This is a genomic window from Rhizobium indicum, from assembly GCF_005862305.2.
Lineage (GTDB): Bacteria > Pseudomonadota > Alphaproteobacteria > Rhizobiales > Rhizobiaceae > Rhizobium > Rhizobium indicum.
Genome location: NZ_CP054021.1, coordinates 1,753,337 through 1,779,258, shown reverse-complemented (window position 1 = coordinate 1,779,258; position 25,922 = coordinate 1,753,337). Strand labels below are relative to the sequence as shown.

Annotated in this window: 26 protein-coding genes; 14 read left to right on the top strand and 12 right to left on the bottom strand. The window is 62.5% G+C overall.

Annotated features, from left to right (window positions below):
* The first annotated feature begins 72 nt into the window (after positions 1-72).
* Both iolE and FFM53_RS08890 read left to right on the top strand, forming a co-directional pair.
* Positions 73-984: a myo-inosose-2 dehydratase gene (gene iolE / locus FFM53_RS08895; RefSeq protein WP_138328937.1), complete on the top strand. Its 912-nt coding sequence runs from the start codon at positions 73-75 to the stop codon at positions 982-984.
* 66 nt (positions 985-1,050) lie between these two features.
* Positions 1,051-1,935, top strand: a complete 885-nt coding sequence (locus FFM53_RS08890) for a hypothetical protein (protein ID WP_138390704.1) — start codon at positions 1,051-1,053, stop codon at positions 1,933-1,935.
* Positions 1,936-1,999: 64 nt separating this feature from the next.
* On the opposite strand, the gene FFM53_RS08885 is transcribed toward FFM53_RS08890, so the two are convergent.
* The 4 genes from FFM53_RS08885 to FFM53_RS08870 all read right to left on the bottom strand — a co-directional run bounded on the left by FFM53_RS08885 (position 2,000) and on the right by FFM53_RS08870 (position 6,369).
* Positions 2,000-3,373: a glutamate--cysteine ligase gene (locus FFM53_RS08885; protein WP_138328935.1), complete on the bottom strand. Its 1,374-nt coding sequence runs from the start codon at positions 3,371-3,373 to the stop codon at positions 2,000-2,002.
* Positions 3,374-3,520: 147 nt separating this feature from the next.
* A complete protein-coding gene (locus FFM53_RS08880; RefSeq protein WP_138328934.1) occupies positions 3,521-4,258 on the bottom strand; it encodes a 16S rRNA (uracil(1498)-N(3))-methyltransferase in 738 nt (245 codons plus the stop codon).
* A gap of 18 nt (positions 4,259-4,276) precedes the next feature.
* A complete protein-coding gene (locus FFM53_RS08875) occupies positions 4,277-5,776 on the bottom strand; it encodes an inorganic phosphate transporter (protein WP_138328933.1) in 1,500 nt (499 codons plus the stop codon).
* A gap of 62 nt (positions 5,777-5,838) precedes the next feature.
* Positions 5,839-6,369: an NUDIX hydrolase gene (locus tag FFM53_RS08870; RefSeq protein ID WP_062943475.1), complete on the bottom strand. Its 531-nt coding sequence runs from the start codon at positions 6,367-6,369 to the stop codon at positions 5,839-5,841.
* A 231-nt stretch (positions 6,370-6,600) separates the two neighbouring features.
* Between FFM53_RS08870 and FFM53_RS08865 the strand changes: the two genes are divergently transcribed.
* Positions 6,601-7,509, top strand: a complete 909-nt coding sequence (locus FFM53_RS08865) for a LysR substrate-binding domain-containing protein (RefSeq protein ID WP_138390703.1) — start codon at positions 6,601-6,603, stop codon at positions 7,507-7,509.
* 98 nt (positions 7,510-7,607) lie between these two features.
* Positions 7,608-8,765, top strand: coding sequence for an adenosylhomocysteinase (locus FFM53_RS08860; protein WP_138390702.1), 1,158 nt, complete (start codon positions 7,608-7,610; stop codon positions 8,763-8,765).
* Between the two features lie 7 nt (positions 8,766-8,772).
* Here the strand turns inward: FFM53_RS08860 and FFM53_RS08855 are convergent, their stop codons facing one another.
* On the bottom strand, positions 8,773-9,669 hold the full coding sequence (locus FFM53_RS08855) for a LysR family transcriptional regulator (RefSeq protein ID WP_138328929.1): 897 nt from the start codon (positions 9,667-9,669) through the stop codon (positions 8,773-8,775).
* A gap of 161 nt (positions 9,670-9,830) precedes the next feature.
* Here FFM53_RS08855 and FFM53_RS08850 point away from each other — a divergent pair, with 161 nt between their 5' ends.
* From FFM53_RS08850 to FFM53_RS08835, 4 genes are all read left to right on the top strand, one after another.
* Positions 9,831-11,270, top strand: a complete 1,440-nt coding sequence (locus tag FFM53_RS08850) for an FAD-linked oxidase C-terminal domain-containing protein (RefSeq protein ID WP_138390701.1) — start codon at positions 9,831-9,833, stop codon at positions 11,268-11,270.
* Entirely contained in the window at positions 11,267-12,466 is a 1,200-nt protein-coding gene (gene glcE / locus FFM53_RS08845) for a glycolate oxidase subunit GlcE (protein ID WP_138390700.1), read from the top strand. The genes FFM53_RS08850 and glcE overlap by 4 nt, the downstream gene beginning before the upstream one ends.
* A gap of 245 nt (positions 12,467-12,711) precedes the next feature.
* On the top strand, positions 12,712-14,022 hold the full coding sequence (gene glcF, locus FFM53_RS08840; protein ID WP_138390699.1) for a glycolate oxidase subunit GlcF: 1,311 nt from the start codon (positions 12,712-12,714) through the stop codon (positions 14,020-14,022).
* Between the two features lie 65 nt (positions 14,023-14,087).
* Positions 14,088-14,528, top strand: coding sequence for a hypothetical protein (locus FFM53_RS08835; protein WP_138390698.1), 441 nt, complete (start codon positions 14,088-14,090; stop codon positions 14,526-14,528).
* An 18-nt stretch (positions 14,529-14,546) separates the two neighbouring features.
* Here FFM53_RS08835 and FFM53_RS08830 read toward each other — a convergent pair whose 3' ends face one another.
* The 3 genes from FFM53_RS08830 to FFM53_RS08820 all read right to left on the bottom strand — a co-directional run bounded on the left by FFM53_RS08830 (position 14,547) and on the right by FFM53_RS08820 (position 17,023).
* Positions 14,547-15,221 (bottom strand): outer membrane protein, encoded by a 675-nt coding sequence (locus FFM53_RS08830; RefSeq protein WP_138328923.1) that lies wholly within the window; start codon positions 15,219-15,221, stop codon positions 14,547-14,549.
* A 120-nt stretch (positions 15,222-15,341) separates the two neighbouring features.
* The gene (locus tag FFM53_RS08825) at positions 15,342-16,034 is read right to left on the bottom strand and encodes a L,D-transpeptidase (protein WP_064651506.1); all 693 of its coding nucleotides are present in this window, start codon (positions 16,032-16,034) and stop codon (positions 15,342-15,344) included.
* A gap of 239 nt (positions 16,035-16,273) precedes the next feature.
* Positions 16,274-17,023 carry a L,D-transpeptidase gene (locus tag FFM53_RS08820; RefSeq protein ID WP_138390697.1) on the bottom strand — a complete coding sequence of 250 codons (750 nt, stop codon included), beginning with the start codon at positions 17,021-17,023 and terminating at the stop codon, positions 16,274-16,276.
* Between the two features lie 229 nt (positions 17,024-17,252).
* On the opposite strand from FFM53_RS08820, the gene FFM53_RS08815 reads away from it, so the two are divergent.
* Together FFM53_RS08815 and FFM53_RS08810 are read left to right on the top strand one after the other, a co-directional pair.
* The gene (locus FFM53_RS08815) at positions 17,253-17,882 is read left to right on the top strand and encodes a DNA-3-methyladenine glycosylase I (RefSeq protein WP_138390696.1); all 630 of its coding nucleotides are present in this window, start codon (positions 17,253-17,255) and stop codon (positions 17,880-17,882) included.
* Positions 17,879-18,385 carry a hypothetical protein gene (locus FFM53_RS08810; RefSeq protein WP_138390695.1) on the top strand — a complete coding sequence of 169 codons (507 nt, stop codon included), beginning with the start codon at positions 17,879-17,881 and terminating at the stop codon, positions 18,383-18,385. Before FFM53_RS08815 ends, FFM53_RS08810 begins: the two co-directional genes overlap by 4 nt.
* Before the next feature lie 121 nt (positions 18,386-18,506).
* Here the strand turns inward: FFM53_RS08810 and FFM53_RS08805 are convergent, their stop codons facing one another.
* The gene (locus tag FFM53_RS08805; protein ID WP_012756195.1) at positions 18,507-19,211 is read right to left on the bottom strand and encodes an HAD family hydrolase; all 705 of its coding nucleotides are present in this window, start codon (positions 19,209-19,211) and stop codon (positions 18,507-18,509) included.
* 232 nt (positions 19,212-19,443) lie between these two features.
* Here FFM53_RS08805 and FFM53_RS08800 point away from each other — a divergent pair, with 232 nt between their 5' ends.
* Positions 19,444-20,493, top strand: coding sequence for an aldo/keto reductase (locus FFM53_RS08800; protein ID WP_138390694.1), 1,050 nt, complete (start codon positions 19,444-19,446; stop codon positions 20,491-20,493).
* Between the two features lie 66 nt (positions 20,494-20,559).
* On the opposite strand, the gene copM is transcribed toward FFM53_RS08800, so the two are convergent.
* The 3 genes from copM to FFM53_RS08785 form a co-directional block, all read right to left on the bottom strand.
* Entirely contained in the window at positions 20,560-20,919 is a 360-nt protein-coding gene (gene copM, locus FFM53_RS08795) for a CopM family metallochaperone (RefSeq protein ID WP_138390693.1), read from the bottom strand.
* A 73-nt stretch (positions 20,920-20,992) separates the two neighbouring features.
* A complete protein-coding gene (locus FFM53_RS08790) occupies positions 20,993-21,358 on the bottom strand; it encodes a hypothetical protein (RefSeq protein WP_138390692.1) in 366 nt (121 codons plus the stop codon).
* 57 nt (positions 21,359-21,415) lie between these two features.
* A complete protein-coding gene (locus FFM53_RS08785) occupies positions 21,416-22,177 on the bottom strand; it encodes a hypothetical protein (protein ID WP_173883566.1) in 762 nt (253 codons plus the stop codon).
* A 130-nt stretch (positions 22,178-22,307) separates the two neighbouring features.
* Between FFM53_RS08785 and hisS the strand changes: the two genes are divergently transcribed.
* The 3 genes from hisS to hisG all read left to right on the top strand — a co-directional run bounded on the left by hisS (position 22,308) and on the right by hisG (position 25,876).
* Positions 22,308-23,831: a histidine--tRNA ligase gene (gene hisS, locus FFM53_RS08780; RefSeq protein ID WP_138390690.1), complete on the top strand. Its 1,524-nt coding sequence runs from the start codon at positions 22,308-22,310 to the stop codon at positions 23,829-23,831.
* Between the two features lie 231 nt (positions 23,832-24,062).
* Positions 24,063-25,184: an ATP phosphoribosyltransferase regulatory subunit gene (locus tag FFM53_RS08775; protein ID WP_138390689.1), complete on the top strand. Its 1,122-nt coding sequence runs from the start codon at positions 24,063-24,065 to the stop codon at positions 25,182-25,184.
* Positions 25,181-25,876 (top strand): ATP phosphoribosyltransferase, encoded by a 696-nt coding sequence (gene hisG / locus FFM53_RS08770; RefSeq protein ID WP_138390688.1) that lies wholly within the window; start codon positions 25,181-25,183, stop codon positions 25,874-25,876. The genes FFM53_RS08775 and hisG overlap by 4 nt, the downstream gene beginning before the upstream one ends.
* Positions 25,877-25,922: the final 46 nt, after the last annotated feature.

The following is a 25,922-nucleotide window of genomic DNA, read 5'->3' as shown; positions in this document are numbered from 1 at the left end:
ATTTCCACATGGGGCGCTCCTTTTCGCGGCCACCAAGCGGCACTCTCAAGACATATCTCGGAGGAAATATCGATGACTGGACATATCACTGCCTTGCCCGTTGGCGTGCGTCTGGCGGTCAGTCCGCTGTCATGGGCCAACGACGTTCTGGAAGACCTCGGCGCCGACATATCGCTAGAAACCTGCCTCCGGGACGCTGCCGAGAGCGGCTATGAGGGGATCGAGCTCGGGCGGAAATTCCCGCGCGAGGCAGGAGTGCTCCGCTCGCTGCTGGACAGCCATCGGCTTGCTCTCGCATCCGGATGGCATTCCGGCGAGTTGGCCGAGCGCAGTGTCGACGACGAGATGAAGGCCGTTGCCGGGCACGCCGCGCTGCTGCGAGCGATGGATTGCAAGGTGATGGTCTATGGCGAAGTCGCGATGATGACGCCTGGATCGCCGCTGGATGCACCGATGTCGCAGCGGTTGCGCATGCCGGCGGCCGAAGTGGCGGGATATGCCGGGCGCCTGACCGATTTCGCCGGACGCCTGGCGACGGAATATGGTCTGACGCTTGCCTACCACCATCACCTGATGATGGTCGCCGAAACGTTCGACGAGATATCGGCAATCTTTGACAAGACAGGCTCGGAGGCGGGACTGCTTCTCGATACCGGCCATGCCGTCGCCGGCGGCTTCGACTATGCCAGGCTGATCGATCGGTTCGGCGATCGCATCGTGCACATTCATCTGAAAGACATTCGAGGTCCTGTTATCGACGAGGTGCGTGCGGGTGACATGAGCTTCAATGCCGGCGTGCGCGGGGGCATGTTCACCGTCCCCGGCGACGGCATCATCGATTTCAAGCGGCTTGCCCGTTTCGTCAGGGACAGCGGCTATCGCGGATGGCTGGTCGTCGAAGCCGAGCAGGACCCCGCCGTCGCTGAACCACGCCCCGCCGTCGAGCGGGCATTTAAGCATGTGCAGGCAAATTTCCGGAGCTGAGCCGATTTCTTCGCGGCATGATATCCTCGCCGGAAACCGATCCCTGCGCGCCGGCGTTCTCCTTCCATGGCCGAAACGAAATCCCCCGCTGATCACAACGAGGCGCCGCCGAGTGACGACGGTGTGAAGCCGGGCGCCGACATTTCCTTCTCCTATGACAGGATGACTGTCGAGCAATTCCGAAGACGTTTCCCCCGTGCCCGCTGGAGTGATGCCCGCAAGGCCTGGTTCGTTCCCGGGCGGACGGCGTCCCGCCGCATCGGGCGATGGCTTGCCGAGATGGAGGCTGAAGCCGACGCCCATGCGGATGCGAAGGGCCGCGACGCCTTCGCCTTCGATCCCATCGACAGTTCTTACCTTGAACTCGGCAAGGCAGGCTTTCGAATTCGCACGCCGTATTCGAAGACCGTCGTCGACGAATTGCGCGAAGTGCCATTCTCGCGATGGGACGGCGATCTCAAGATATGGCACGTTCCCTTCCGGTCCTATGAGGAACTCAGACGCCGGTGGCAGGAGATCGAGGCGGCGGCGCGCAGAAACGAGCCAGAGGAGAGACGGCGTCGAGCCGAGGAGCGGAAGGGGACCGAACAGGATATACGCAGCAAGCTCCGCTCTGCGGAACGGAAGCGTCATCGCTACCCGCTTCAGAGCGACGACTTGCCGCCGATAGGCCGCCCTGTGGTCACCGCCTACGGAATCGTCGTCTTTACCGAGATCACCGGCGAACTGGTCGACCCGAACGTCGTTACGGACTTCTATGCCGGCGTGACCGAGGATCATGTCTGGGGATATTGGCGGGTCCCCACATTGGAAGAACTCGTCCGCACCTGGCCTGCGAAGATGCCACCAGTTCAAGACGCCGAGTGGTGGCTGCCGACGATCGAGGAACTGAGGCCCGCTCGTCGCACGGCCAGATTGCGCGAAGCCAGGAAGCGCGCGAAGGCGCCGTGACCACAGCTTGCCACTGCATATTCCTTGAATCGGTTCCGATTTAGGGAATTATTCAGGGCTCAGTTCAGTACTGATAGTCCTCGAACACCGGTTCCACGGAGCCCCGCCAGCGGCCGTGATAGAGCGACAGCAGATCCTCGGCGAGTGTCGCCTTCTTGGCGAGCACCTCTTCGAGAGGCGCCAGGAAGATGCTCTCGTCCTGGCCTTCGCGGTTGAGCCTGCCCCGCGCCTTGAGGCCGGCCCTTGATATGCCGATCACCTCGCGCGCCATGTCGAAGAGCGGATGTCCGCGGAATTGCGCCTTCAACCCTTCGGCGGGAACGGCGTTGCGCAGCGCACCGATCTCGGCAAAGCTCCAATCCTTCGTCAACTCGTCGGCGGCGTCGAGTGCCGCATCGTCGTAAAGCAGGCCGACCCAGAAGGCCGGCAAGGCACAGATGCGGCGCCATGGGCCGCCGTCGGCGCCGCGCATTTCGAGGAAACGCTTTAGCCGCACGTCGGGGAAAAGTGTCGAAAGATGGTTTGTCCAGTCACCCATCGTCGGCGCCGGATCGGCGACCTCGCCCTTCAATGCGCCGTTCATGAACTGGCGGAAGGTGACATGGGTGCAGTCGTGATAGCGGCCGTCGCGGACGATGAAATACATCGGCGCGTCGAGCGCCCATTCGGCATAGTCACGGAAGCCGAAATCGTCGCGGAAGGTGAAATCGAGCAGGCCGGCGCGCCGGTTGTCGACATCGCGCCAAATATCGCCGCGCCAGGAGAGCAGCCCGTTCGGCTTGCCTTCGGTGAAGGGCGAGGATGCAAATAGAGCGGTCGCCAGCGATTGCAGCTTCATCGAGACGCGCATTTTCTTGCGCATGTCGGCTTCCGAGGAGAAATCGAGATTCACCTGGATCGTGCAGGTGCGGTACATCATGTCGAGACCCTGGGTGCCGACCTTCGGCATATAGCGGGTCATGATCTCGTAGCGTGATTTCGGCATCTGCGGGGTTTCCGCATAGGTCCATTTCGGACTGCCGCCGATGCCGAGGAAGCGGATGCCCATCGGTTCGGCGATTTCGCGCAGCGTCGCCAGATGCTGGTTCGATTCCCGACAGGTCTCATGGATCGTCTCCAGCGGTGCGCCGGAAAGTTCGAACTGGCCGCCAGGCTCGATCGAGATCGCGCCCATGCCGTTCTGCTCGGCAAGCCCGATGATGTTGCCGCCGTCGGTGATCGGCTCCCAGCCGCTTTTTTTCTGCAGGCCGGTCAAGAGGGCCGAAATGCTGGCATCGCCGAAATAGGGAACCGGGCTGTTGTCGGCGCGAAAGAAGGCGAATTTCTCGTGTTCGGTGCCGATCCGGAAGCGCTCCCGCGGCTTGTTGCCCGCCGCGATATAATCGGTCAGATCCTGGACCGAAGAGAGCGGTGTCTGGTCGGTAGTGTCGCGGGCCATGCGGGATACCTGTATTCAAAAAGGCGCCCAGGGGGCCGGGCAATTGGAAGGGTGATTTGGACCCAAGCCACCCATGTTGCAAGTGAAATTCTTTCAATGACGCATCAAAAAAATAACAGTGATTTCCATGTCAACCCGTTTTCGATCTTAGTTCCAGTCGCCGATCGCGGCCTGGACCACTGCCAATGCCGCAACGGCTGCCGTATCGGCCCGCAGGATGCGCGGTCCGAGCGGAATGGCGGTGACGAAATCGAGGCTTCGAAGCCGCGCGCGTTCCTCTTCCGAAAAGCCGCCTTCCGGCCCGACGAGCAAAGCGAGATGTCTTTCCCTGATCGCCGAGAGCACCGGCAGCGGGTTTTGCCCGGCATCGCCCTCGTCGCAATAGATGATGCGGCGCTCGCTCGGCCAGCGGTCGAGCAGGTCGAGAAGCCTCACCGGCTCGGCCACATCGGGAATGCCGAGGATGCCGCATTGCTCCGCCGCCTCGACGACATTGGCGCGCAGCTTGTCGAGATTGGTGATCTTGCCCTGGACGTGCTGGGTCATGACCGGCTGCAGCAGGCCGGCTCCCATTTCGACCGCCTTCTGCACGAGATAGTCCAAGCGGCCGACCTTGAGCGGCGCAAAGAGGTAGTGCAGGTCGCAAGGCAGCGGCTGCGGCCGCGTCTCTTCGGTTGCCGTCAAAAGGATGCGTTTGCGCGTGGGGAAGGTAAGGGTCGCCTTCCACTCGCCGTCGCGGCCGTTGAAGAGCAGGATCTCCGCACCGTCCTCCATCCTCAGCACATTGCCGAGATAGTTGAACTGATCGGCATTCGCCTCTACGACGGCGCCGCTGGAAAGCGGCGCGTCGACGAAAAGCCGTTGCATACGGAAATTGGCGCGCATTTAAAAAAACTCGGGATCTCAGACGAAGAGCGCGAACATAACCCAATAAATCATTGCCGCAAGCGCTGCCGAAACCGGCACGGTGACGATCCAGGCGGCGATGATCGTCATGAAATGCGAACGGCGCACGAGATAGCGCCGCCGGGTCTCGTGGATATTCGGCTCTTCCGGCTCGTCAATGTCCCAGCTTTCGGCCTTGCGTCTGATATAGGCGATGCGGGCCTTCGAATGGCGCGTGTACCATTCGCGGAAGAAGCCGACGCCGAAAACGGCGCCGACGGCGATATGCGTGGTGCTGACCGGCAGGCCGAGCCAGGAGGCGACGATGACGGTGAAGGCGGTCGACAGCGCGACGCAATAGGCCCGCATCGGATTGAGCTTGGTGATCTCCTCGCCGACGAGCCGGATGAGGCGCGGCCCGAAGAGCAGCAGGCCGACGGAGATGCCGAAGGCGCCGATCAGCATCACCCAGAGCGGCGGATGCCCGACGCCACCGTCTCCGCCGATGCCGACCGAATGGACGATCGCCGAAAGCGGCCCGACCGCGTTCGAAACGTCGTTGGCGCCATGCGCGAAGGACAGCAGCGCTGCGGAGCCGATCAGCGGCAGCTTAAACAGCACCCGCAGCGAGCTGTTGCGGTTTTCGAGATCCCGCGCTTGGGCGAGAATGAGCGGCCGGGCGGCAAGCCAGCTCACCAGCCCGATGCCGATCCCGATGAGGATGATGGTGAAAGACTGAAACCTGCCCGTGGGCGACAGCTGCAGCACCATATAGGCCATGAAGCCGCCGGCCATCACCGCGACCAGCACCGGCACCCAGCGCTGTGCGGCCGCGATTTTGTCGTCGCGATAGATGATCAGGGTCTTGACGAGATAAAGCAGCCCGGCCGCGATCAGCCCGCCGATCAGCGGCGAGGTGATCCAGCTCGAGGTGATCTCCAGCATCACCCGCCAGTTCACCGGCTCCGGCCCGACGGCTGAGATGCCGGCGCCGATCACCGCCCCGACGATCGCATGGGTGGTGGACACCGGCGCGTTCATCCAGGTTGCGAGGTTGATCCAGAGGGCCGCCGCCATCAGGGCCGCCATCATGATCCAGCCGAGCAGCGCCGGCGGTACCTGGACGGCGTCGACAATGTTTGCGGAAATCGTCTTGACGACCTCGCCGCCGCCGATCGTGGCGCCAAGAACTTCGAAAATCGCGGCGATGATGAGTGCCTGGCCCATCGTCATGGCGCGCGCGCCCACGGCGGCGCCGACATTGTTGGTCACGTCATTGGCGCCGATGTTCATCGCCATGTAGCCGGCAAGGGCCGCCGCCGCGATGACGAGCATCGCTCCCGGCCGGTCGAATACGTAGACGCCCGCAAAGAGCATGGCCAGACCGACGAAGATCAGCCCGAGACCAGGCGTCACCAGCCGCCGCAAAACATGCTTCGCCGCGTCCTCGGCATGGGTGATCTTGTCGAGGTCCTTGTCGAGCGTGCGTTTCGTGAGGACTGCGGGACGTGGCGGCATTCTTTTTCCTGAGGATGAATCTGCTTCTACGCTGCTTTCCTAGCAGCGCAAGATGGCAGGATTCATTCTGCCGGAATTTGTTTCACTTCTGGAATTTGTTTTGCAGCCTTGGCCGAAAGCCTGTCGGCCATCCTTTGTTTGAAGGCGAGGAAAAGGTGGCGGAGTTCCGGTTCGCGCACGCGCCCGGCCGCCTCGTCGAACGAGACCCATTCGATGCGGCGCTCGCCCTTTTCCTTGAAGTTTTTCGCCATGTCGGTGACTTCGAGTGCATAGACCTGCACCTTGCAGATCACCTGCACGCCGTCGCGCAGCACCTTCGAATAAGTGTAGGCGCCGAGCGTCTCCGTTTCGACGACGCCGCGGACGCCGGCTTCCTCGAAGGCTTCCTGCATCGCGACCTCATGGGCGCATTTGCGCGTCATCGGCCAGCCCTTGGGAATGACCCAGCGGCCGGTATCGCGGCTGGTCATCAACAGTACCTCGACCTCGCCGCTCTTCTTCTTTACCCGATAGCAGAGCGCACCATATTGCTGTCGCGGCGGACGCCGGAACATCAGTTGCACATCGGAAGCCAGTCGGGCGAGAAGAGTCAATTGTCGGGTCACCTTCGCAGTCGTCGTTAGGAATCACTCATATACGTATATCACGGAAAGCTTACTCAATCCAAAATAGGCGTGACGATCGAAACGCGATTTGATCGCCGTTCATAGGGAAATCGAGGTGGGACAGGTTCGGAAAATCCGCCACATCCTGTCTCGAATGCGTCACATTGCACAGCTGTACAATATGGCGTGATCTTGCCTTTCGTTCAATGGCGAGATCTAGTGATCCACTATGATTTTGTGAATGTCGTCTCCATGCGTCTTCCACCGCTCAATGCCATCCGCGCCTTCGAGGCCGTCTGCCGTCACGGCAGCATTCTGAAGGCTGCCGAAGAGCTGAATGTGGTGCGCGGCGCCGTGCGCCAGCAGATCGACACGCTGGAGAATCACTTCGGTCGCAAGCTCTTTACGCGTGACGGCCGCAGGCTGGTCCCGACCTTGCAGGCCAGCGTTTTTGCAGCCGCCGCGAGTGCGGCTTTCGACATTCTAGGGCGCGCCGCTTCGGAACTCGAAGGTGTGGTGCCAGGCCGCATCCGCCTTGGCGTGCCCTCCGCCTTCGCGGTCTGGTGGCTGATGCCGCGCGTCGGGGACATGCAGGCGAGCCTCGGTCATACCGTCGACATCGTGCCGATGACCGTGGTCGAACCGCTGCAGATGCATCCCGAATTGGACGCTGTGATCATGGGCGGCGAATACCGGCCGGCCGCGGGCATCACCGCCCTGCGGTTCATGGAGGACGAATTCGGCCCGGTCGCGACGCCTTCGCTTGCCGCGACACTATCGAGCGGCCCGGCGGCAATGGGTGCGCTGACGGTGCTTGTCAGCCGCAGCGTTCCGAAGCTCTGGGACGAATGGTTTGCCGAAAGCGGCACGCCGCCGGTCGTCTTTTCCCGCGCCCAAGAATTCGAGGATCTGCTGCTGGCGCTGGCTGCTGCCCGCTCCGGGCTTGGCATCGCGCTTGCGCCACGCGCTTCGATCGAAGACGATCTCCACCGCGGGCATCTGGTCGCGCCCTACGGTTTCATCTCCCGGCCATCGGGCTATAGCCTCTGCTGCCGCACGCCGGATGCGAAACGGACGGCCTTTGCCGCCTTATCCGGCTGGCTGCTTCGTTGCGGGACACCGGCCTGAAAGGGCAGATTTTCTGCCCCTTCGCCAGAATTACTTCCATATTCGCCGCCCTGTTGCTCGGCTAAAAATAGCACCAACACGCAAATAGGAAAGAGATGATGGAAAAGAGCGCAACCCGCATCGACTGGATCGGCAACAGCTGCCGGCTGCTTAAGGCGACGGCCGCCGAATTCGAGCGGACGCGTCCTTTCGAGGCCCTGTCGATCGGCACCGGCATTCATCTGGAGCCGAAGACGGTAGCGCTGCTGATGACGCTTCGCGCCGGCGGCGCCCGTCTCGTCTGCACCGGCAATCTCAACAGCACCCAGCCTTCGACGGTCGAATTCCTGCGTTCCCAAGGCATCACGGTTTTTGCCTCGCAGACGACCGATCCCGCCGCGCATCATCAGAGCCTCGAAGCAGTGATCGCCGAACAGCCCGATTTGCTGCTCGACAATGGCGGCGATCTTTTCGCCATCGCGGCGGAAAAAACCTACGCCAATCTCCGCGGCGGCACCGAGGAAACCACCTCCGGCCGCACCCGGCTGCTGCCGCTGCGCGAGCGCCTGAACATGCCGATCCTCGTCATCAACGACAGCCCGATCAAGCAGTTCGCCGAAAACAGGCATGCCGTCGGCCAGAGCCTGTTCGAAAGCTACCTGCGCTTCACCAACCGCTCCACCAACGGCAAACGCGTGACGGTCTTTGGCTACGGCGCTTGCGGCAAGGGCACGGCCGCCTGTTTCCGCAATGCCTTTTCCACCGTCAGCGTCGTCGATACCGATCCGGTGACGACACTCGAAGCCCATCTCGACGGCTTCGTCACGCCGCTGCGCGATGCGGCGATCCGCTCGGCAGATATCATCATCACCGTCACGGGTTTTGCCGGTATCGTCACGGCGGCCGACCTGCCGCTCGTCAAGGATGGCGCGATCCTGATGAATGGCGGTCATTTCCCGCATGAGATCGATGTCGAGGCTTTCCGCCGCCATCCCGATATCGTCGGCATCGACCGCTATGAGGCCGATTACATCGAGACCTTCCATCTCGGCGACGGCCGCTCCTTCCATGTGCTGGGTGGCGGCCACATGGCCAACCTCGCCGGCCCGCGGCCGCTCGGCAATACCGTCGAATCGATGGATCTCGGCTTCACCCTTCAGGCCCGCTGCCTGGAACGCATCGCCAGGGGCGAAGCCGGTCCCCAATCCTGCCTCGTGCCTGTGCCCGCCGATATCGATGCGATGGTGGCGAACGCCTATCTCGATCTGGCGCGCTGAAGCGGCGTCAACGCTCCCAATAGGGGACAGGCCCATAAAGTTCCGCCAGATAGTCGATGAACAGCCGCACCTTGGCCGGCAGGAACTGCCGGCTGGGATAGACGGCCGACAGCGCGACATTGTGCGAGCTCTCATAGGCCGGCAGCACCTGCACCAGCCGGCCACCCTTGAGCTCTTCGCCGATATCCCAGGTGGAGCGCAGCGCGATCCCGAGGCCGGCGATCACAGCCTCGCGGATCACCTCGCTGGAATTGGTGATGAGCAAGCCTTCCGGCCTGAGACTCAGCGCCCCGTCCGGCCCCTTCAGCCGCCAGGTGTCGTTATTGTGGGCCGGCAGGCAGCGATGGTGTTTCAGCTCGTCGATGTGCTTCGGCTCGCCATGCGCAGCAAGGTAATCCGGCGAAGCGCAGAGCAGCCGGCGCACCGGCGCCAGCCGCCGGGCAACAAGGCTCGAATCGGTGAGTTCGGCGATGCGGATCGCCAGATCGAAGCCGCCGCCGACGATGTCGCTGAATTCGTCGGTCAGCACCAGGTTGATCGCAAGCTCCGGATGCGCCTCCATGAAATCCTTCAGATACGGCGCGATATGCATGCGCCCGAAGGAGGTCGGGGCTGAGATCTTCAGCGTGCCGTGCATCTGCGCCGAGCGGCCGGAAATATAGAATTCCGCCTCTTCGAGCCCGGCGAGAATGCCGAGAACGCGGTCGTAGAAGCCCTGTCCGGCCTCCGTCAGCGAGATCTGCCGCGTCGTGCGCTGCAGGAGCCGGGTACCGAGCCGGTCCTCCAGCCGCTTGATGCGTTTGGAGACGACGGCCGGCGAAAAGCCGAGCGCCCGCCCGGCGAGCGACATGCTTCCGGTTGAAACGACCTTGGCAAAGATTTCGAGATCACCCAGATTGGTCATAAGGTTTTGCGACTTTTTCCTCTTTTGGCATAAGTGCTTAGCATTTGCGCCACTTTCGGGAAAGTGCTAAGCCGGTCTATCGGCGGCAGGGAGGTTCGCGGCCGGTTTCCGTTATCATCTTCCCGCTGTCATTCCCCGTCGTCAGGGCCAGGGAGAACGCCATGTCCGACGCCATTTCGTTTCTCGAGCCGCGCGCTGACGTGCTGGCGCGCCGAGCCCAGATCGTTGCCGATCTGACCGATCTTCTGCCGCCGGAATGCCTGGTGCATGAGGCGCGCGAGCTGGTGCCGTTCGAGACCGACGCCTTCGTGTCCTACCGCCGCCTGCCGCTCGCCGTCGCCCTGCCGCGCACCACGGCTGAGGTTTCCGCCGTCATGCGCTATTGCAACCGCTACGGCATTCCCGTCGTGCCGCGCGGTGCCGGCACTTCGCTCTCCGGCGGCGCCATTCCGCAGGAGGATGCCGTCGTGGTTGGCCTGTCGAAGATGAACAGCATCCTCGAAATCGATCTGCCGAACCGCGTCGCCGTGGTCCAGGCCGGCGTCACCAATCTTAATATTTCCGAATCCGTCTCCGCGGACGGCTTTTTCTATGCGCCCGATCCGAGCTCGCAGCTCGCCTGTACCATCGGCGGCAATATCGGCATGAATTCCGGCGGCGCCCACTGCCTGAAATACGGCGTCACCACCAATAATCTGCTCGGCGTCAGGATGGTGCTGGTCGACGGCACCGTGATCGAGCTTGGCGGCAAGGCGCTGGATGCGGCAGGCTACGACCTACTCGGCCTCGTCTGCGGCCACGAAGGCCAGCTTGGCATCGTCACCGAGGCGACGGTGCGGTTGATCGCCAAGCCGGAAGGCGCGCGCCCGGTGCTCTTCGGCTTCGAGAGTTCGGAGGAGGCGGGCGCCTGCGTTGCCGATGTCATTGCCGCCGGCATCATCCCGGTTGCGATCGAATTCATGGACAAGCCGGCGATCGAGATCTGCGAGGCCTTCGCCCATGCCGGATACCCGCTCGATGTCGGCGCACTGCTGATCGTCGAGGTCGAGGGGTCGGAAGCGGAAATGGACGCCGCGCTGAAGGACATCGTCGAGATCGCCCGCCGGCACGCTGTGAAGACCGTGCGCGAATGCCAGTCGGCGACCGAGGCGGCATTGATCTGGAAGGGTCGCAAATCTGCCTTCGGCGCCACCGGCCGCATCGCCGACTATATCTGCATGGATGGCACCGTGCCGCTCAGCCAGCTCTCCTACGTGCTGAAGCGGACCGCCGAGATCGTCGATCATTACGGCCTGCGCGTCGCCAACGTCTTCCATGCCGGCGACGGCAATATGCATCCGCTGATCCTCTTCAACGCCAACGATCCCGAGGATGCTGCCCGTGCCGAGGCGGCCGGCAACGATATTCTGAGGCTCTGCGTCGATGCCGGCGGCTGCCTCACCGGCGAACATGGCGTCGGCATCGAGAAGCGCGACCTGATGCGGCACCAATATTCCGAGGTGGATCTCGCCCAGCAGATGGCGGCGCGTGCCGCCTTCGATCCCGGCTGGCTCCTCAACCCGTCGAAGGTCTTCCCGCTCGAAGGGCGCCCTGCCGCATGATCGATCTGATGCCGACGAGCGAGGAAGAGGCAGCAGTGATCGTCCGCGCCCATGCGGAGAGCGGCCGGCCGCTGGCGATCTGCGGCGGCGAGACCCGCTCGGGCTTCGGCAATATCGTTGCCGCCGAGGACCGGCTGCGCTCGACCGGGTTCACCGGCATCGTCGCTTATAATCCCGGCGAAATGGTCATGACTGTCCGATCGGGCACGCCGCTTGCCGAGGTCGAGGCGGCACTTTCGGAGAGCGGCCAGATGCTCGCCTTCGAGCCGATGGATCATCGCCCTGTGATGGGCACATCCGGCGAGCCGACCATCGGCGGCGTCTTCGCCGCCAATGTCTCCGGCCCGCGCCGGCTGATCGCAGGTGCCGCCCGCGACAGTCTGCTCGGCGTGCGCTTTGTCAACGGCAAGGGCGAGATCATCAAGGCCGGCGGCCGGGTGATGAAGAATGTCACTGGCCTCGATCTCGTCAAGCTGGTCGCCGGCTCGCATGGCACGCTGGGTTTCCTCACCGAAGTCACCTTCCGTCTGCCGCCGCGCCCGAAGACGGAGCGGACGCTGGTGCTATCGGGCCTCAACGACGCCGAGGCGGCTAACGCCATGGCCGCGGCGATGGCCCTGCCGGTCGAAGTCTCGGGTGCCGCGCACCTGCCCTTGACGGTGACGTGGAAATTCCTCGCCGGCAAATTGCCCGAGGGTGAGGCGACCGCTCTGCGCATCGAAGGCCTGCCGGGCTCGGTCGACGTGCGCATCGAAAAGCTTGCCGCGGCAATGTCGGGCTTCGCCACAGTTACGCGGCTGGAACAGCCGGAAAGCTCCAGGCTCTGGCAGGAAATCCGCGACGTGCTGCCCTATACCGATGGCACGGCGCGGCCGGTCTGGCGCGTCTCGGTCGCCCCCGGCACCGGCCATCAGCTGGTCGCAGCACTCCGCCTCGAGGCCGCCGTCGACGCCTTCTACGACTGGCAGGGCGGCCTCGTCTGGATGTGCATGGAGGCCGGCCCCGAAGCGGAACTGGTCCGTCGCTACATCAAGGCGCTCGGCGGCGGCCACGCGACGCTGATTCGTGCATCCGGCGAGGCGAGGGCGGTTACACCCGCCTTCCATCCGGAGCCCGAGGCGGTGGCGACGTTGTCTCGGCGAGTGAAGGAAAAATTCGATCCGGCCGGTATATTCAATCCGGGCAAGATGGGGTGAGAAACAAGATGGGTCTGCGTCTGAGATACCCCCCTCTGTCCTGCCGGACATCTCCCCCACAAGGCGGGAGATTGGCTGGGGGCTACGACTTCCCCAAACAATTCAGGCACTGCGACCCCGACACGGCAGATAGGAAGCGATGGTCCAACCTCTTGCCGATCTCCCCCCTTGTGGGGGAGATGTCCGGCAGGACAGAGGGGGGTATTTCGAGCAGAACCTCCAATATCCCTTGGGAATTCCGCTAGATGCAAACCAACTTCACACCCACCCAGCTCCTCGACCCTGATGTCGCCGAATCCGAGCAGATTCTGCGCAAATGTGTCCATTGCGGCTTCTGCACCGCCACCTGTCCCACCTATGTGACGCTCGGCAACGAGCTCGACAGTCCGCGCGGCCGCATCTACCTGATCAAGGACATGCTGGAAAACGGCCGGCCCGCCGATGCCGAGGTCGTCACCCATATCGACCGTTGTCTCTCTTGCCTTGCCTGCGTCACCACCTGTCCCTCCGGCGTCGATTACATGCATCTGGTCGATCACGCCCGCGCCCATATCGAAAAGACCTATAAACGCCCGTTCATGAACCGGCTGACGCGCGCCATTCTTGCCGCCGTGTTGCCTTATCCCGGTCGTTTCCGTCTGGCGCTCAAACTCGCCCGTCTCGGCAGGCCCTTCGCCGGCCTGATGCGGGGGGGCGCGCTGAAACCCTTTGCCGCCATGCTGGCGCTTGCGCCGCGGCGGATCCCGACCGCTTCGGACTTCGCAAAGCCAGGCACCTATCGCCCCGAGACCAAACGGCGCGGCCGGGTGGCGATCCTTTCCGGCTGTGCTCAGCCGGTGCTCGATCCCGGCATCAACGCGGCGGCGATCCGCCTGCTGACGCGCTTCGGCGTCGAGGTCGTGATGCCGGAGGGCGAGGTCTGCTGCGGCTCGCTGGTCCATCACATGGGTCGCGCCGAACAGGCGCTCGAAAGTGCGCGTGCCAATGTCGATATCTGGACGCGCGAGATCGACGGGCAGGGCCTCGAGGCGATCATCATCACCGCTTCGGGCTGCGGCACGACGATCAAGGACTACGGCCACATGCTGCGCCTCGATCCCGTCTATGCCGCAAAGGCGGCCAGGGTCTCGGCGCTCGCCAAGGACATCACCGAATATCTCGCAACCCTCGACCTGCCGGCGCACACGCCGAAGGGCATCACCGTCGCCTATCATTCCGCCTGTTCCATGCAGCACGGCCAACGCATCACGCTGGGGCCGAAGCAATTGCTGAAAGCGGCGGGCTTTACGGTACGCGATCCGGCGGAAGGCCATCTCTGTTGCGGCTCCGCCGGCACCTACAACATCATGCAGCCGGAGATCTCGGCTGCGCTGAAGGCGCGCAAGGTCAAGAACATCGAGGCCACCAAGGCCGATATCATCGCCACCGGCAATATCGGCTGCATCACCCAGATCGCCACCGGCACCGGCATGCCGATCCTGCATACGGTCGAGCTTCTCGATTGGGCCTATGGCGGCGCTGTGCCGGAAAAATTAACAGGTTTGCCGTTAGGCTGAGACCTATTGCAGCGCCGCGCATCTTTTCGAGAGCCGCAAAGGACGCTGTCTCGGGAGGTTGGGCGATGTGGCGTGGAATGATCGTATTTGCGGGACTGCTCGGTGCGGCAGGCACCGCCCATGCCGACAGTCGTTTTTTCTGTTCCGCCGATGACAAGGAAGCGCGCTTCACGCTGGAAAGCGGATTCGAAAGCGCTGCCGGCCACAAGCTCAACCATTTCCGCGGCGCGCTGATCGTCAAGGATCCGGCACAAGAAGCCGTGTTCGGAAAGCGTGTTTTCGAATCGCAGCACCTGACCAACCATTGGTCGCGCAACGGCGAACTGCTGATGGAAGTCTTCGACGGCGGCGAAGATGACACCGGCGGCGCAACGCTGGATCTGGTGGTTGTCGCCGGCGAGCGCGGCAAGCCGTCGGCAAATTTCAGCGGCAGCTATTCCCTGACGATCGAAGGCGGTGAAAAACCCTATGCCGTCGAGGGCAAGGTCAGCTGCGGCACCAAATAGCACCGCAGCTGAAATTTGTTACCAGTGGAACGATACGCCGACGTTGACGGCATTCGTGAAGATGTTGGTCTTCAGGTCCACGCCGCTGTCGATCGGAACATCGATGCGCGAATAGGTTCCCTTGTATTCGACGAAGGTCGACCAGCGTTCGGTCACCTTGAAGTCGACGCCGGCCTGGGCCTGCAGCGTCACGCCGCCGAATTCATAGGCCCAGGTCTTGCCCTCAGGGCGAATCACTTCGACATGCGGAATGTTCACGCCGATACCGGCGCCGAGATAGGGCGTCCAGCGGCGGGTCGGATCCTGGAAGCGATAGAGACCGTTCACCGTGATCAGGTTCAGGCCGTCGGTGAATTCGAAATGCGACCAGCCGGCCTTGGCGAGCGTATCGTCGTCCGCATAGACCTTGTCATGGGTATAATCGAGCGAGATACCCCAGTTCGGCTTGTTGAAGTTCTCGAGCCACCAGGTGACGCGGGCACCGTAATAAGGCGGGCTGCCGAAGGACTTGCCTTCCCAGCCGGCGGTGAAACTCGTTCCGTCGGAAAGATCGACGCCGCTGTGCGGTGCGGTCTGGTAGCCGCCGTAGATGGAGAATTGCAGGTCTTCCGCCGAGGCGGAAACTGCTGAACAGATGGTAAAAAACGCGATGCCCGCAAGCAGGGAAGCTGAGGAACGCAGCGCAGATGTCATTGAATAGCCCCGAAATAAATATGTCGACTCTTAGGCACGTGTGCCAGCTTTTCGCCGCAAAGTCTAAGCAAAACAAAAGGCGCGTCAAACTGCGCCTTTCGTTTTTTTGGTAAGTGTTGCTCAGCCGCCAAACATGGTGCGCAGCACGTCGATGCCCCTGTCCTCGAACGCCACCTTGCCCTGCCTGTTGCCGGGGCCGATGACGATCACCTTGGTGCCGACAGGCGCGCGATCGTAGAGATGGGTCACATCCTGGTTCATCATCCGGATGCAGCCGGAAGACATGTTGAGGCCGATCGTCCAGGGCTGATTGGTGCCGTGGATGCGGAAGATCGTGTCGCGGCCGCCCTGGTAGAGATACATGGCGCGGGCGCCGAGCGGATTGTCCTCGCCGCCTTCCTGGAAAGCAGGAATAATATGTCCTTTGGCGGCTTCGCGGCGGCGCATCTCGGCCGGCGGCGTCCAGCTCGGCCATTCGGCCTTGCGGCCGATCTTGACGACCCCCGACCAGCCGAAGCCGTCGCGACCGACGCCGATGCCGTAGCGGGTGGCGCGATTGTTGCCTTCGACGAGGTAGAGATATTTGTTGTTGGTATCGATGATGACGGTGCCGGTGGCTTCCGTCGTTACCAGGCGCACTTTCTTGCGCTTGAACTGCGGCTTCACATATTTCGGCATCTGCGCGACGCGCACGATCTGCGCCGGGCGCCGTGCATTGTCGGACGCGGAGCCGGCGGGTGCAGCAAAGGCGGATGTGGACATCAAGGATAGGACAAGTCCGGCAGCAGCCAGACCCGGCATTAGTTTGATCATGATCGATTCCCCTCAAGCAAATCCGCTCGAAGCTACATGAACTTCTGCCCGATTCAAGATCGGTGTGGCCGGATAAAGCATTTTTGGAGAAGGGGAGCCGGATGTTCTTGCGGCTTCCACTGCATAATTTATCCTCAAATCGGAATCGACTTAAGGAGAAATTATGCAGCAATTTAAAGGATTACAGCGCTCTTTGCGCGTCAGAAAGGACGCGCGGCACTGTAAGTATTGCGCCGCCGTTACATGACGATGACGCGGGTCCCCACATTGACGCGGTCGTAGAGGTCGACGACGTCTTCGTTGCGCAGGCGGATGCAGCCGGAGGAAACGGCGCTGCCGATCGACCAGGGGGCGTTGGTGCCGTGGATGCGGTAAAGTGTCGAGCCGAGATACATGGCGCGGGCGCCGAGCGGGTTTTCCGCCCCGCCATCCATGCGCGCCGGCAGGTAATGGCCCTTGGCGGCTTCGCGGTTGATCATCTCGGAAGGCGGTGTCCAATCCGGCCATTCGGTCTTGCGGGTGATCTTGTGGGCGCCTGCCCATTCGAACCCCGGCTTGCCGACGCCGACGCCGTAGCGCCGCGCCTTGCCGCCTTGCATCACCAGATAGAGGAACCGGTTGTTGGTATCGATAACGATCGTGCCGGGCTTTTCCGCGGTGTCGTAATCGACCATCTGCGGCAGGTATTGCGGCTCGATCGGACGGCGGATCGACGGAATGCCGGGATTGATCGCCGAAACGGTCTGCGGTGCCGCCTGCGGCGCCTGGCGCAGTACGCGGCGCTGGAAAAGGCCGCGCTGCTGCTGGCGGATGACCGGCCGCTGATAGACGACAGGACGAACCCTGCCACCGCCCAGCTGATTGATCCAGGGCGCGGTCAGATCGGGGCTGAGCACGACGGGCGGGCGGGTGGCATAGCGGTCGTCTGCAAGGGCGGCCGTGGAGAAGATGCCGAAGAGGGCTGCGGCAAGAACAAGCTGTTTCATCATCGGACGAACTCTCTACAAATGACCGAAAATGCGCTGGCGGAGATGTTCCGCCCGGGAATGACGCTGCCACCCGATCCGCCAGCGAATGGTAAAGATCGATTCATGAAAAGCCGACCGACCGGATAAACTTTTCGTCAGGGTTACCGTTCGGTTTGGAAAGACGGTTTGCAAATGGTAAAGCCGGAATCATGAGCAGAGAACGAAGCGGATCCCCGCAGAATGAAGGATCATGAGCGCGACAGGTATCATCATCGGCGAGGACGGCAGGAGCCGCTGCCACTGGCACGCCAATCTGCCCGATTATCTCCGATACCATGACGCGGAATGGGGCCGCCCTGTCACCGATGATATCCGCCTCTTCGAGAAAATCTGCCTCGAAGGCTTCCAGTCCGGTCTTTCCTGGCTGACGATCCTGCGCAAGCGCGAGAATTTCCGCGCCGCCTTTTCGGGTTTCGATTTCGACAAGGTCGCCCTCTTCGGCGAAGGGGATGTCGCTCGCTGCCTCACCGATGCCGGCATCATCCGCCATCGCGGCAAGATCGTCTCGACCATCAACAATGCCAAGCGCGCAATCGAGCTCAAGGACGAATTCGGCTCGCTCGCCCATTATTTCTGGCGCTACGAGCCCGGCCATAACGAGCGGCCGGCGGTGGTCGACCGCGAGCATATCATCGCCAATCCGACGACGCCGACATCGGTGGTCATTTCGAAGGATCTGAAGAAACGCGGCTGGACCTTTGTCGGCCCGACCACAGTTTATGCTTTCATGCAGGCGATGGGTCTCGTCAACGATCATCTGGAAGGCTGCTTCTGCCGGCCCGAGGTCGAGGCGATGCGCGCCGCCCTGGTTCGCCCATGAAAGATCACTCCGTGAAAACATTGATCGCCGCCGCTGCCCTGTTTTTCCTGACCGTCTCCGCCATGGCGCAGACGCCGCAGCTCGATCCCGGCGAAAAGCTGGAGAAGCTGCAATTCCCGGCCGTCACCATGCAATTGAAGGGCTGGACGAAGTTCGGCAATGGCCATGTCTATACGCTGCCGGTGCGCGCCGGCCAGCACCTGAAGATCAGCTTTTCGACGAAAAGCAAATTTGCCTTCCTGGCGATTTTCGACCTGTCGAAACCCGATGACGAGGCTTTCTTCGGCACAGACGAGGACGGCATGAGCTTCGAGACGACGATCAAGGAAAACGCCACCTGGCTGCTGCGTCCCTATTATTCCAAGGTCTCGCCGCGCCGCGGCCTCGGCGCTCCCTTCCGCATCCTGATCGAGCCGCTGGCGGCTGCTCCGCAGCAGCCGAAACCGCCGGCCGAGCCGGAGCGCCCGTCGCTGTTCCCGAAGGCCCCGCCGAAGCCGCAATGAGGCAGAGGTAGCGCCCGGCTTAGAGCAATTCCAGGAAAAGTGCGAAGCGGTGTTCCGTCCGGAATTGCGCAAAAACAAAAGGCTAGAGCGGTCCTACGTTTCCGTTAAAAGCTGAACCGCTCTAGCCGAGCCGGTCGATCAGGTCGCGCAATTCGCCGAGGTGGTCGATCTTGCGGAAACGCGGCGCCTCTTTCGGCTCGTCCACATGTTCCAGCACCCAGGTCAGTTCGTGTGGCACGAAGACGCCGTAGCTGCCGGCGGCGATCGCCGGCACGATGTCCGATTTCAGCGAATTGCCGACCATCATCGCTCGCTCCGGCCCGTCGCCGACCTTGGCGAAGATGCGGCGATAGGTGACCGCCGTCTTGTCGGAGACGATCTCGACGGCATCGAAGAAGTCGCCGAGCCCGGATTGGGCAAGCTTTCGCTCCTGATCGAAGAGATCGCCCTTGGTGATCATGACAAGCAGGTATTTGCCGGCAAGCGCCTCCAGCGTGTCGCGCACATGCGGCATGGTCTCGACGGGATGGGATAGCAGTTCGCGGCCGGTATCGAGGATCTTGGCGATCACACCGGCCGGAATCTTGCCCTCGGTGATCTCGATCGCCGTCTCGATCATCGACAGCGTGAAACCCTTGATGCCGAAGCCGTAATGGCGAAGGTTGCGTTTCTCGGCTTCCAGCAGCCGTTCGGAAATCTTCGGTCCTTCGGCGAAATCGGCGAGAAGCCCGGTGAAATGCGCCTCCGTCAGCCGGTAATATTGTTCGTTTTGCCAGAGTGTATCGTCGGCATCGAAGCCGATCGTGGTCAGTGGTCGCGTCGTCATATGCGTACCTCTTAAAATGTGGCCGGCAATCTATCGGCTGCCTGTGTCGAGACAAGGGCGTTCTGGCGCGGCATGCGCGGCGTTGAAAAGCGCCGCCGCCGCACTACATGGAAATCGCCTCACTTGCAGCCAGCCACGGCTGTGCCTGTCATAATGCAGGCCAATAATCAAAAAATGAAGTTCAGCAGTTCGCAAGCCCCTCTTGCGGCAGACACAAAGGATTTTTTCGACCATGCGTTACAATCAACTCGGAAATACGGGACTTTTCGTCTCGGAAATCTGCCTGGGTACGATGACCTTCGGCGAAGCCAAACAGGGCAGTATGTGGGGCGCCATCGCCGATGTCGACCAGAATGCCGCCGACCGGATCGTCGAGCGGTCCCTTGCATCAGGCGTCAATTTCATCGACACGGCCGATGTCTATTCATCCGGCGAGTCCGAAAGGTTGCTCGGCCAGGCGCTGAAGAACCTAGACGTCAAGCGCAAGGACGTCGTCATCGCCACCAAGGTCTACGGCGTTATGGGCGACAAGCCGAACGACCGCGGCGCCTCGCGCGGCCACATCATGGATTCGGTCGAGGCGAGCCTCGAACGCCTGCAGACCGACCATATCGACCTCTATCAGATCCACGCGACCGACACGGTGACGCCGATCGAGGAGACGCTGCGCGCTCTTGACGATCTCGTGTCCCGCGGTCTCGTGCGTTACATCGGCGTCTCCAACTGGCAGGCCTGGCGCATTTCCAAGGCACTCGGCCTCTCCGAACGTCGCGGCTTTGCCCGTTTCGAAACTGTGCAGGCCTATTATTCCATCGCCGGCCGCGATCTCGAACGCGACATCGTGCCGATGATGCAGGAGGAAAAGCTTGGCCTGATGGTCTGGTCGCCGCTCGCCGGCGGTCTGCTCTCCGGCAAGTACGGTCCCGGCGCGCCCGGCAACGGCGAAGGCCGCCGCGCCAGTTTTGATTTCCCGCCGGTCGACACGAACAAGGCCTGGGCCTGCGTCGCCGTCATGCGCGAGGTCGCCGAAAAGCACGGCGTCAGCGTCGCCACCGTGGCGCTCGCCTATATCCTCGCCAAGCCTTTCGTCACCACAGTCATCATCGGCGCCAAGCGTGTCGACCAGCTCGACCAGAACCTTGCCGCCGTCAAGCTGAAGCTCGATGAAGGCGATATGAAGAGGCTCGATGAGGTAAGCGCGCTTGCGCCCGAATATCCGGGCTGGATGCTGGCGCGACAGGGCGCCGGCCGCCGCCCGGCCGATTTCGAGCCGAAGGACTGAGATCGCCAACATAAGTCTTGAGGAACGCCGGACATTTCCGGCGTTCCCCTTTTCACCAACGATCGATTACTTGCCGTGGGCCTTGAGCCAGGCGTTCATCTCGGCGATCTCGGCTTCCTGCGCCTTGATGACGGATTCGGCGAGTTTGCGGATATCGGGATCTTTTCCGTATTGCAGCTCGATCCTGGCCATATCGATCGCACCCTGATGATGCGGGATCATGCCGCGGACGAAATCCGCATCGGCGTCGCCGCTATATTCGATCATCATATCCTTGTGCATCTTGGCATTCGCCTCGCTGAAGGCGTGGCCTGCCGCATCGTGGTTGCCCATCGGCTTGCTCATGTCCATCGGCTTGTCTTCGGCAAGGACGGGAGCGGCAATGATGGCGAGCATTGCGGTGAGGATGATGATTTTCAAAGACATGAGAGTTCCTTCCTCTGTCTGACATAGGTCTCCAGGCGGCCAAACCACCTGATTGGCATGGATGGTCGTCGTGTCAGGACAGTCGGGGAGGGGGCGGCTGCGGTGTCGGCTTGTCGTCGTCCAGGGCGCGGGCAGGCGCCGGGGCGGGATAGCCGAAAATGGACTTTCCGCCATCCATGACCGTCACCGTCGCTGGCAGCAGAAGACAGGCGGCGCATAGCGGCATATGCGCGGAGTTGCCGGTGGCGCACGGGTCTTTCAACGGATCGGCCGTATCAGCCGCCCCATGCCTATCCATGCCAGCCATCTCATGGTGCATACCGTTTTCGACGACGACCGGCGCATCCATCGACGCACAGGTCGGACAGCCGGCCCATGCGGACATGGCGCTGTAGACCAGCCAGCCGAGAAACATCGTGATGAGGGCAAGCATGCGCATGCTGTTTTATAGGCGAAGGCTGGATACAAGCCAAGCCGATCGGCGGTCACATCCTGGTCACCATGCAGCGATGACCTTGTGCTCGATCCTATAATCCTTGCTCTCTTCGCCGAGCGGGGCGACCGGCCATGTCCAGGCCGCTTTTGCCGTTGGCGGCAAAACGCCGTGCAGCAGGTCGGCCTCTTCATGCGTCCTGCCATTGCGGTCGATGACGGCATAGGCGATGTCGGTCACCAGGCAGCTGCGGCAGGGAAGGACCGAAAGTCCGGTCAGGTGCGCCGCGATCAGCCTTTCCATCGCGTCTTCAGGCATTCGCCCGGCCTCGGCCTCATGGCGCCGTTTCACGCCGCGGCCGATCTGCGACAAGAGGTTGGCGGATACCACCAGATCGAGATAGGGCACGCCGCGCAGGAAGCCGAGCGGTTCGGGTTCGCGGCCGGCGGCGAGCTCATCATAGCCGGAGAGATCGCGCTCTATCAGCCGGACATTGCGGTAGCCTTTGGCTGACAGCCACAGGCGCACCGAGGCGAGATGAACGAGATCGACCAGCACCACGGTGTCGAAATCTCTCGCCAGCGCTTCGATCGGCACATCGCGTAACAGGCCGGAGCCGAGGACGACCGCGGTCCGCTTCTGCCTGAGACCCGCCGCTGCCGCCAGGATCGCCTTCCGGCTCATCTCCTCATGTTCGGCCCAATCCCCGGCGCAGCGCCCGGCCCGCGACCAGAGATTGACGGAATAGCGGATGAACTTTCGATGCGGCTTGCCGGTCAGCGGCAGGGTCGCGGCATAGAGAAGCGCCTCGGTGATCATGAACATATCCGCATTTCTGATGGACGCCTCTTCGTTCAATCGATTCCGGGCTTGAGATCAAGGGCCTTCGCCCTTGCCGCTCCCCGCCCAATCCGCTAGGAAACCGCCACTGTCACAGTCAGTGGAATCCCCGGAAATGAACGACAAGCAGAAGAAACCGCAAAAGCTCAAGGCCCGCCTGCCACGCGGCTTCGTCGACCGCACGGCCGCCGACATCCGCGCCGTCAACGAGATGACGGCAAAGATCCGGGAAGTCTATGAGCATTATGGTTTCGATCCGCTCGAAACGCCGCTGTTCGAATATACCGATGCGCTTGGCAAGTTCCTGCCCGACAGCGACCGGCCGAACGAGGGCGTCTTCTCGCTGCAGGACGATGACGAGCAATGGATGTCGCTGCGCTACGACCTGACGGCGCCGCTCGCCCGTCATGTCGCCGAGAATTTCAACGAGATCCAGCTGCCTTATCGCACCTATCGCGCCGGCTACGTCTTCCGCAACGAGAAGCCAGGCCCCGGCCGCTTCCGTCAGTTCATGCAGTTCGATGCCGATACAGTCGGTGCGCCTGGTGTTCAGGCCGATGCGGAAATGTGCATGATGATGGCCGATACGCTGGAAGCCCTCGGCATCAAGCGCGGCGATTACCTCATCCGCGTCAATAACCGCAAGGTTCTGGATGGCGTGCTCGAAGCTATCGGTCTCGGCGGCGACGACAAGGCCGGCCAGCGGCTGAACGTGCTGCGCGCCATCGACAAGCTCGACAAGTTTGGCCCGGAGGGCGTGGCCCTGCTGCTCGGTCCCGGCCGCAAGGATGAATCCGGCGACTTCACCAAGGGCGCCGGTCTCGACAAGGAGCAGATCGACAAGGTGCTGTTCTTTGTCGGCATCACGGACTATGCCGAAAGCGCTGTCCGTCTCGCCGAGCTGGTTGCGGGAACCGCCAGGGGTGGCGAAGGCGTCGAGGAGCTGAATTTCATCGGTGCGTTGGTTACCAGCGCCGGCTATGGCCCTGACCGCATCAAGATCGATCCCTCGGTTGTCCGTGGCCTCGAATATTATACAGGCCCGGTCTATGAGGCCGAACTCACCTTTGACGTCACCAATGAAAAGGGCGAAAAAGTCGTCTTCGGTTCGGTCGGAGGCGGCGGTCGTTATGATGGCCTCGTCTCCCGCTTCATGGGCCAGCCGGTTCCGGCGACAGGCTTTTCGATCGGCGTCTCCAGGCTGATGACGGCGCTGAAGAACCTCGGCAAGCTCGGCACGAGTGAGGTCATCGAGCCGGTGCTGGTGACCGTCATGGACGGCGATGTCGAGGCGATGGGCCGCTATCAGAAGATGACGCAGGAACTGCGCGCCGCCGGCATCCGCGCCGAGATGTTCCAGGGCAATTGGAAGAAGTTCGGCAACCAGCTGAAATATGCCGATCGCCGCGGCTGCCCCGTCGCCATCATCCAGGGCGGCGACGAGCGCGCCGAAGGTGTGGTGCAGATCAAGGATCTGATCGAAGGCAAGCGGCTCTCTGGCGAGATCGAGGACAATGCCAGCTGGCGCGAAGCGCGCGTCGCGCAGGAGACGGCGCCGGAAGCCGACCTCGTCGCCAAGGTGAAGGAAATCCTTGCTGCACAGGCCGAGGATCGGAAGAGGGCGGGCGGTGATGTCTGAGGCATACCCCCCTCTGCCCTGCCGGGCATCTCCCCCACAAGGGGGGAGATCGGATAGGAGTGGCCTCTTGCCCCAATCAAACACCTTAGGGAGCCGAAGCCACTTGGCGCACGCTCAATATTTGGGGAATCTGGGGCGCCCAGCTGATCTCCCCCCTTGTGGGGGAGATGCCCGGCAGGGCAGAGGGGGGTATTTTCCGGCACGCCCGTCGCCTATTATTCGGAGCCCGGCATGCCCCTGATCAACCTCCCCGAATTCTCCAACGACCTCATCGCCGAATTCGTCGAGCGCAACGCCGAGCGCATCGATACGCCTGTCATTCAGCCGGCCGAACCTTTCCTGGATATCGCCGGCGAAGATCTGCGCCGCCGCATCTTCATGACGGAGAGCGAAACCGGCGCCAGCCTTTGCCTGCGTCCCGAATTCACCATCCCCGTCTGTCTGCGCCACATCGAGACAGCGACCGGCACGCCGAAGCGATACGCCTATCTCGGCGAGGTTTTCCGCCAGCGTCGCGACGGCGCCAACGAATTCTATCAGGCCGGCATCGAGGATCTCGGCGATATCGACCTGTCAAACGCCGATGCCCGCGCCATCGGCGATGCCACCGGCATTCTCGCCCGCCTGCTGCCAGGCCGCCGTCTGTCGGTGACATTGGGCGACCAGGCGGTGTTCGAGGCTGTCGTCCAGGCGCTCGGCCTGCCGCTCGGCTGGCAGAAGCGCCTGATCCACGCCTTCGGCAATATGACGCAGCTGGAAGCACTGCTTGCCAGCCTCGTCAGCCCGCAATTCGTCACCGGTCTGGACGACGATATCGCCAGGCTGGTCGCGTCAGGCGACGAGCAGGCGCTGGTCGCCCATCTCGAGCGCGAGATGCAGAAGACCGGCTATTCGACGAATGCCGGCCGTTCGGCGCTGGAGATCGCCCGAAGGCTCAAGGAAAAGCTCATCCTGTCCGAAACGCGCCTCGACGATGCGGCCTTCCATGTTTTGGAAGAGTTCCTGTCGCTCGACGTGCCGCTGGTCAATGCGTCCGCGGCCCTTTCCGGTTTCGCCGATGCTGCCGGCCTGAAACTCGGCAATGCGCTTTCCCGTTTCAATGGCCGTGTCGCAGCACTTTCCAATGCCGGCGTCGATCTTTCCTGCCTCGACTATCGTGCCGCCTTCGGACGGCCGCTCGACTACTACACCGGCCTCGTCTTCGAGGTGACGGTCGAAGGTTCGACCGCGGTTCTAGCCGGCGGCGGCCGCTTCGACCGGCTCCTGACCTTCCTCGGTGCGACGGACCGCATTCCGGCCGTCGGCTTCTCCTTCTGGCTCGACCGCATCGAAACCGAAAGGGCAGCCGCATGACCATCACCATCGCGCTTCCCTCCAAGGGCCGGATGAAGGAGGACGCTTCGGCGATCTTCGAACGTGCCGGCATGACGATCTCGGCTGTTGGTAACGACCGCTCCTATCGCGGCCGCGTCGAAGGCTGGGACGATGTGGAAATCGCTTTCCTCTCGGCTTCCGAAATCTCCCGCGAAATCGGCAACGGCACCGTCGATTTCGGCGTCACCGGCGAGGATCTGATGCGGGAAGGTTTTGCCGAGGTCGACAAGCGCGTCGAATTCTGCGCCCGCCTCGGATTCGGCCATGCCGATGTCGTCGTCGCTGTGCCGGAGATCTGGCTCGATGTCGACACCATGGCCGATCTCGTCGATGTCGCCGCCGATTTCCGCGCCCGCCACGGCCGGCGCCTTGCCATCGCCACCAAATACTGGCGGCTGACCCAGCAGTTCTTTTCGAGCCAGCACGGCATCCAGCTTTATCGCATCGTCGAAAGCCTGGGCGCCACCGAGGGTGCTCCCGCCTCCGGCTCGGCCGATATCATCGTCGATATCACCTCCACCGGCTCGACGCTGCGTGCCAACCACCTGAAGGTGCTCCAGGACGGCGTCATCCTGCATTCGCAGGCCTGCCTCGTGCGCGCCCGCAAGGAGAGCCATGCGGACGAACCGGCGGTCCAGGTGATCATCGACGCGGTGCGCGCCGCCCTCTGATCCCCGTCATCAAGGCACAAGAAAACCCGCCGTCGGGTGACGGCGG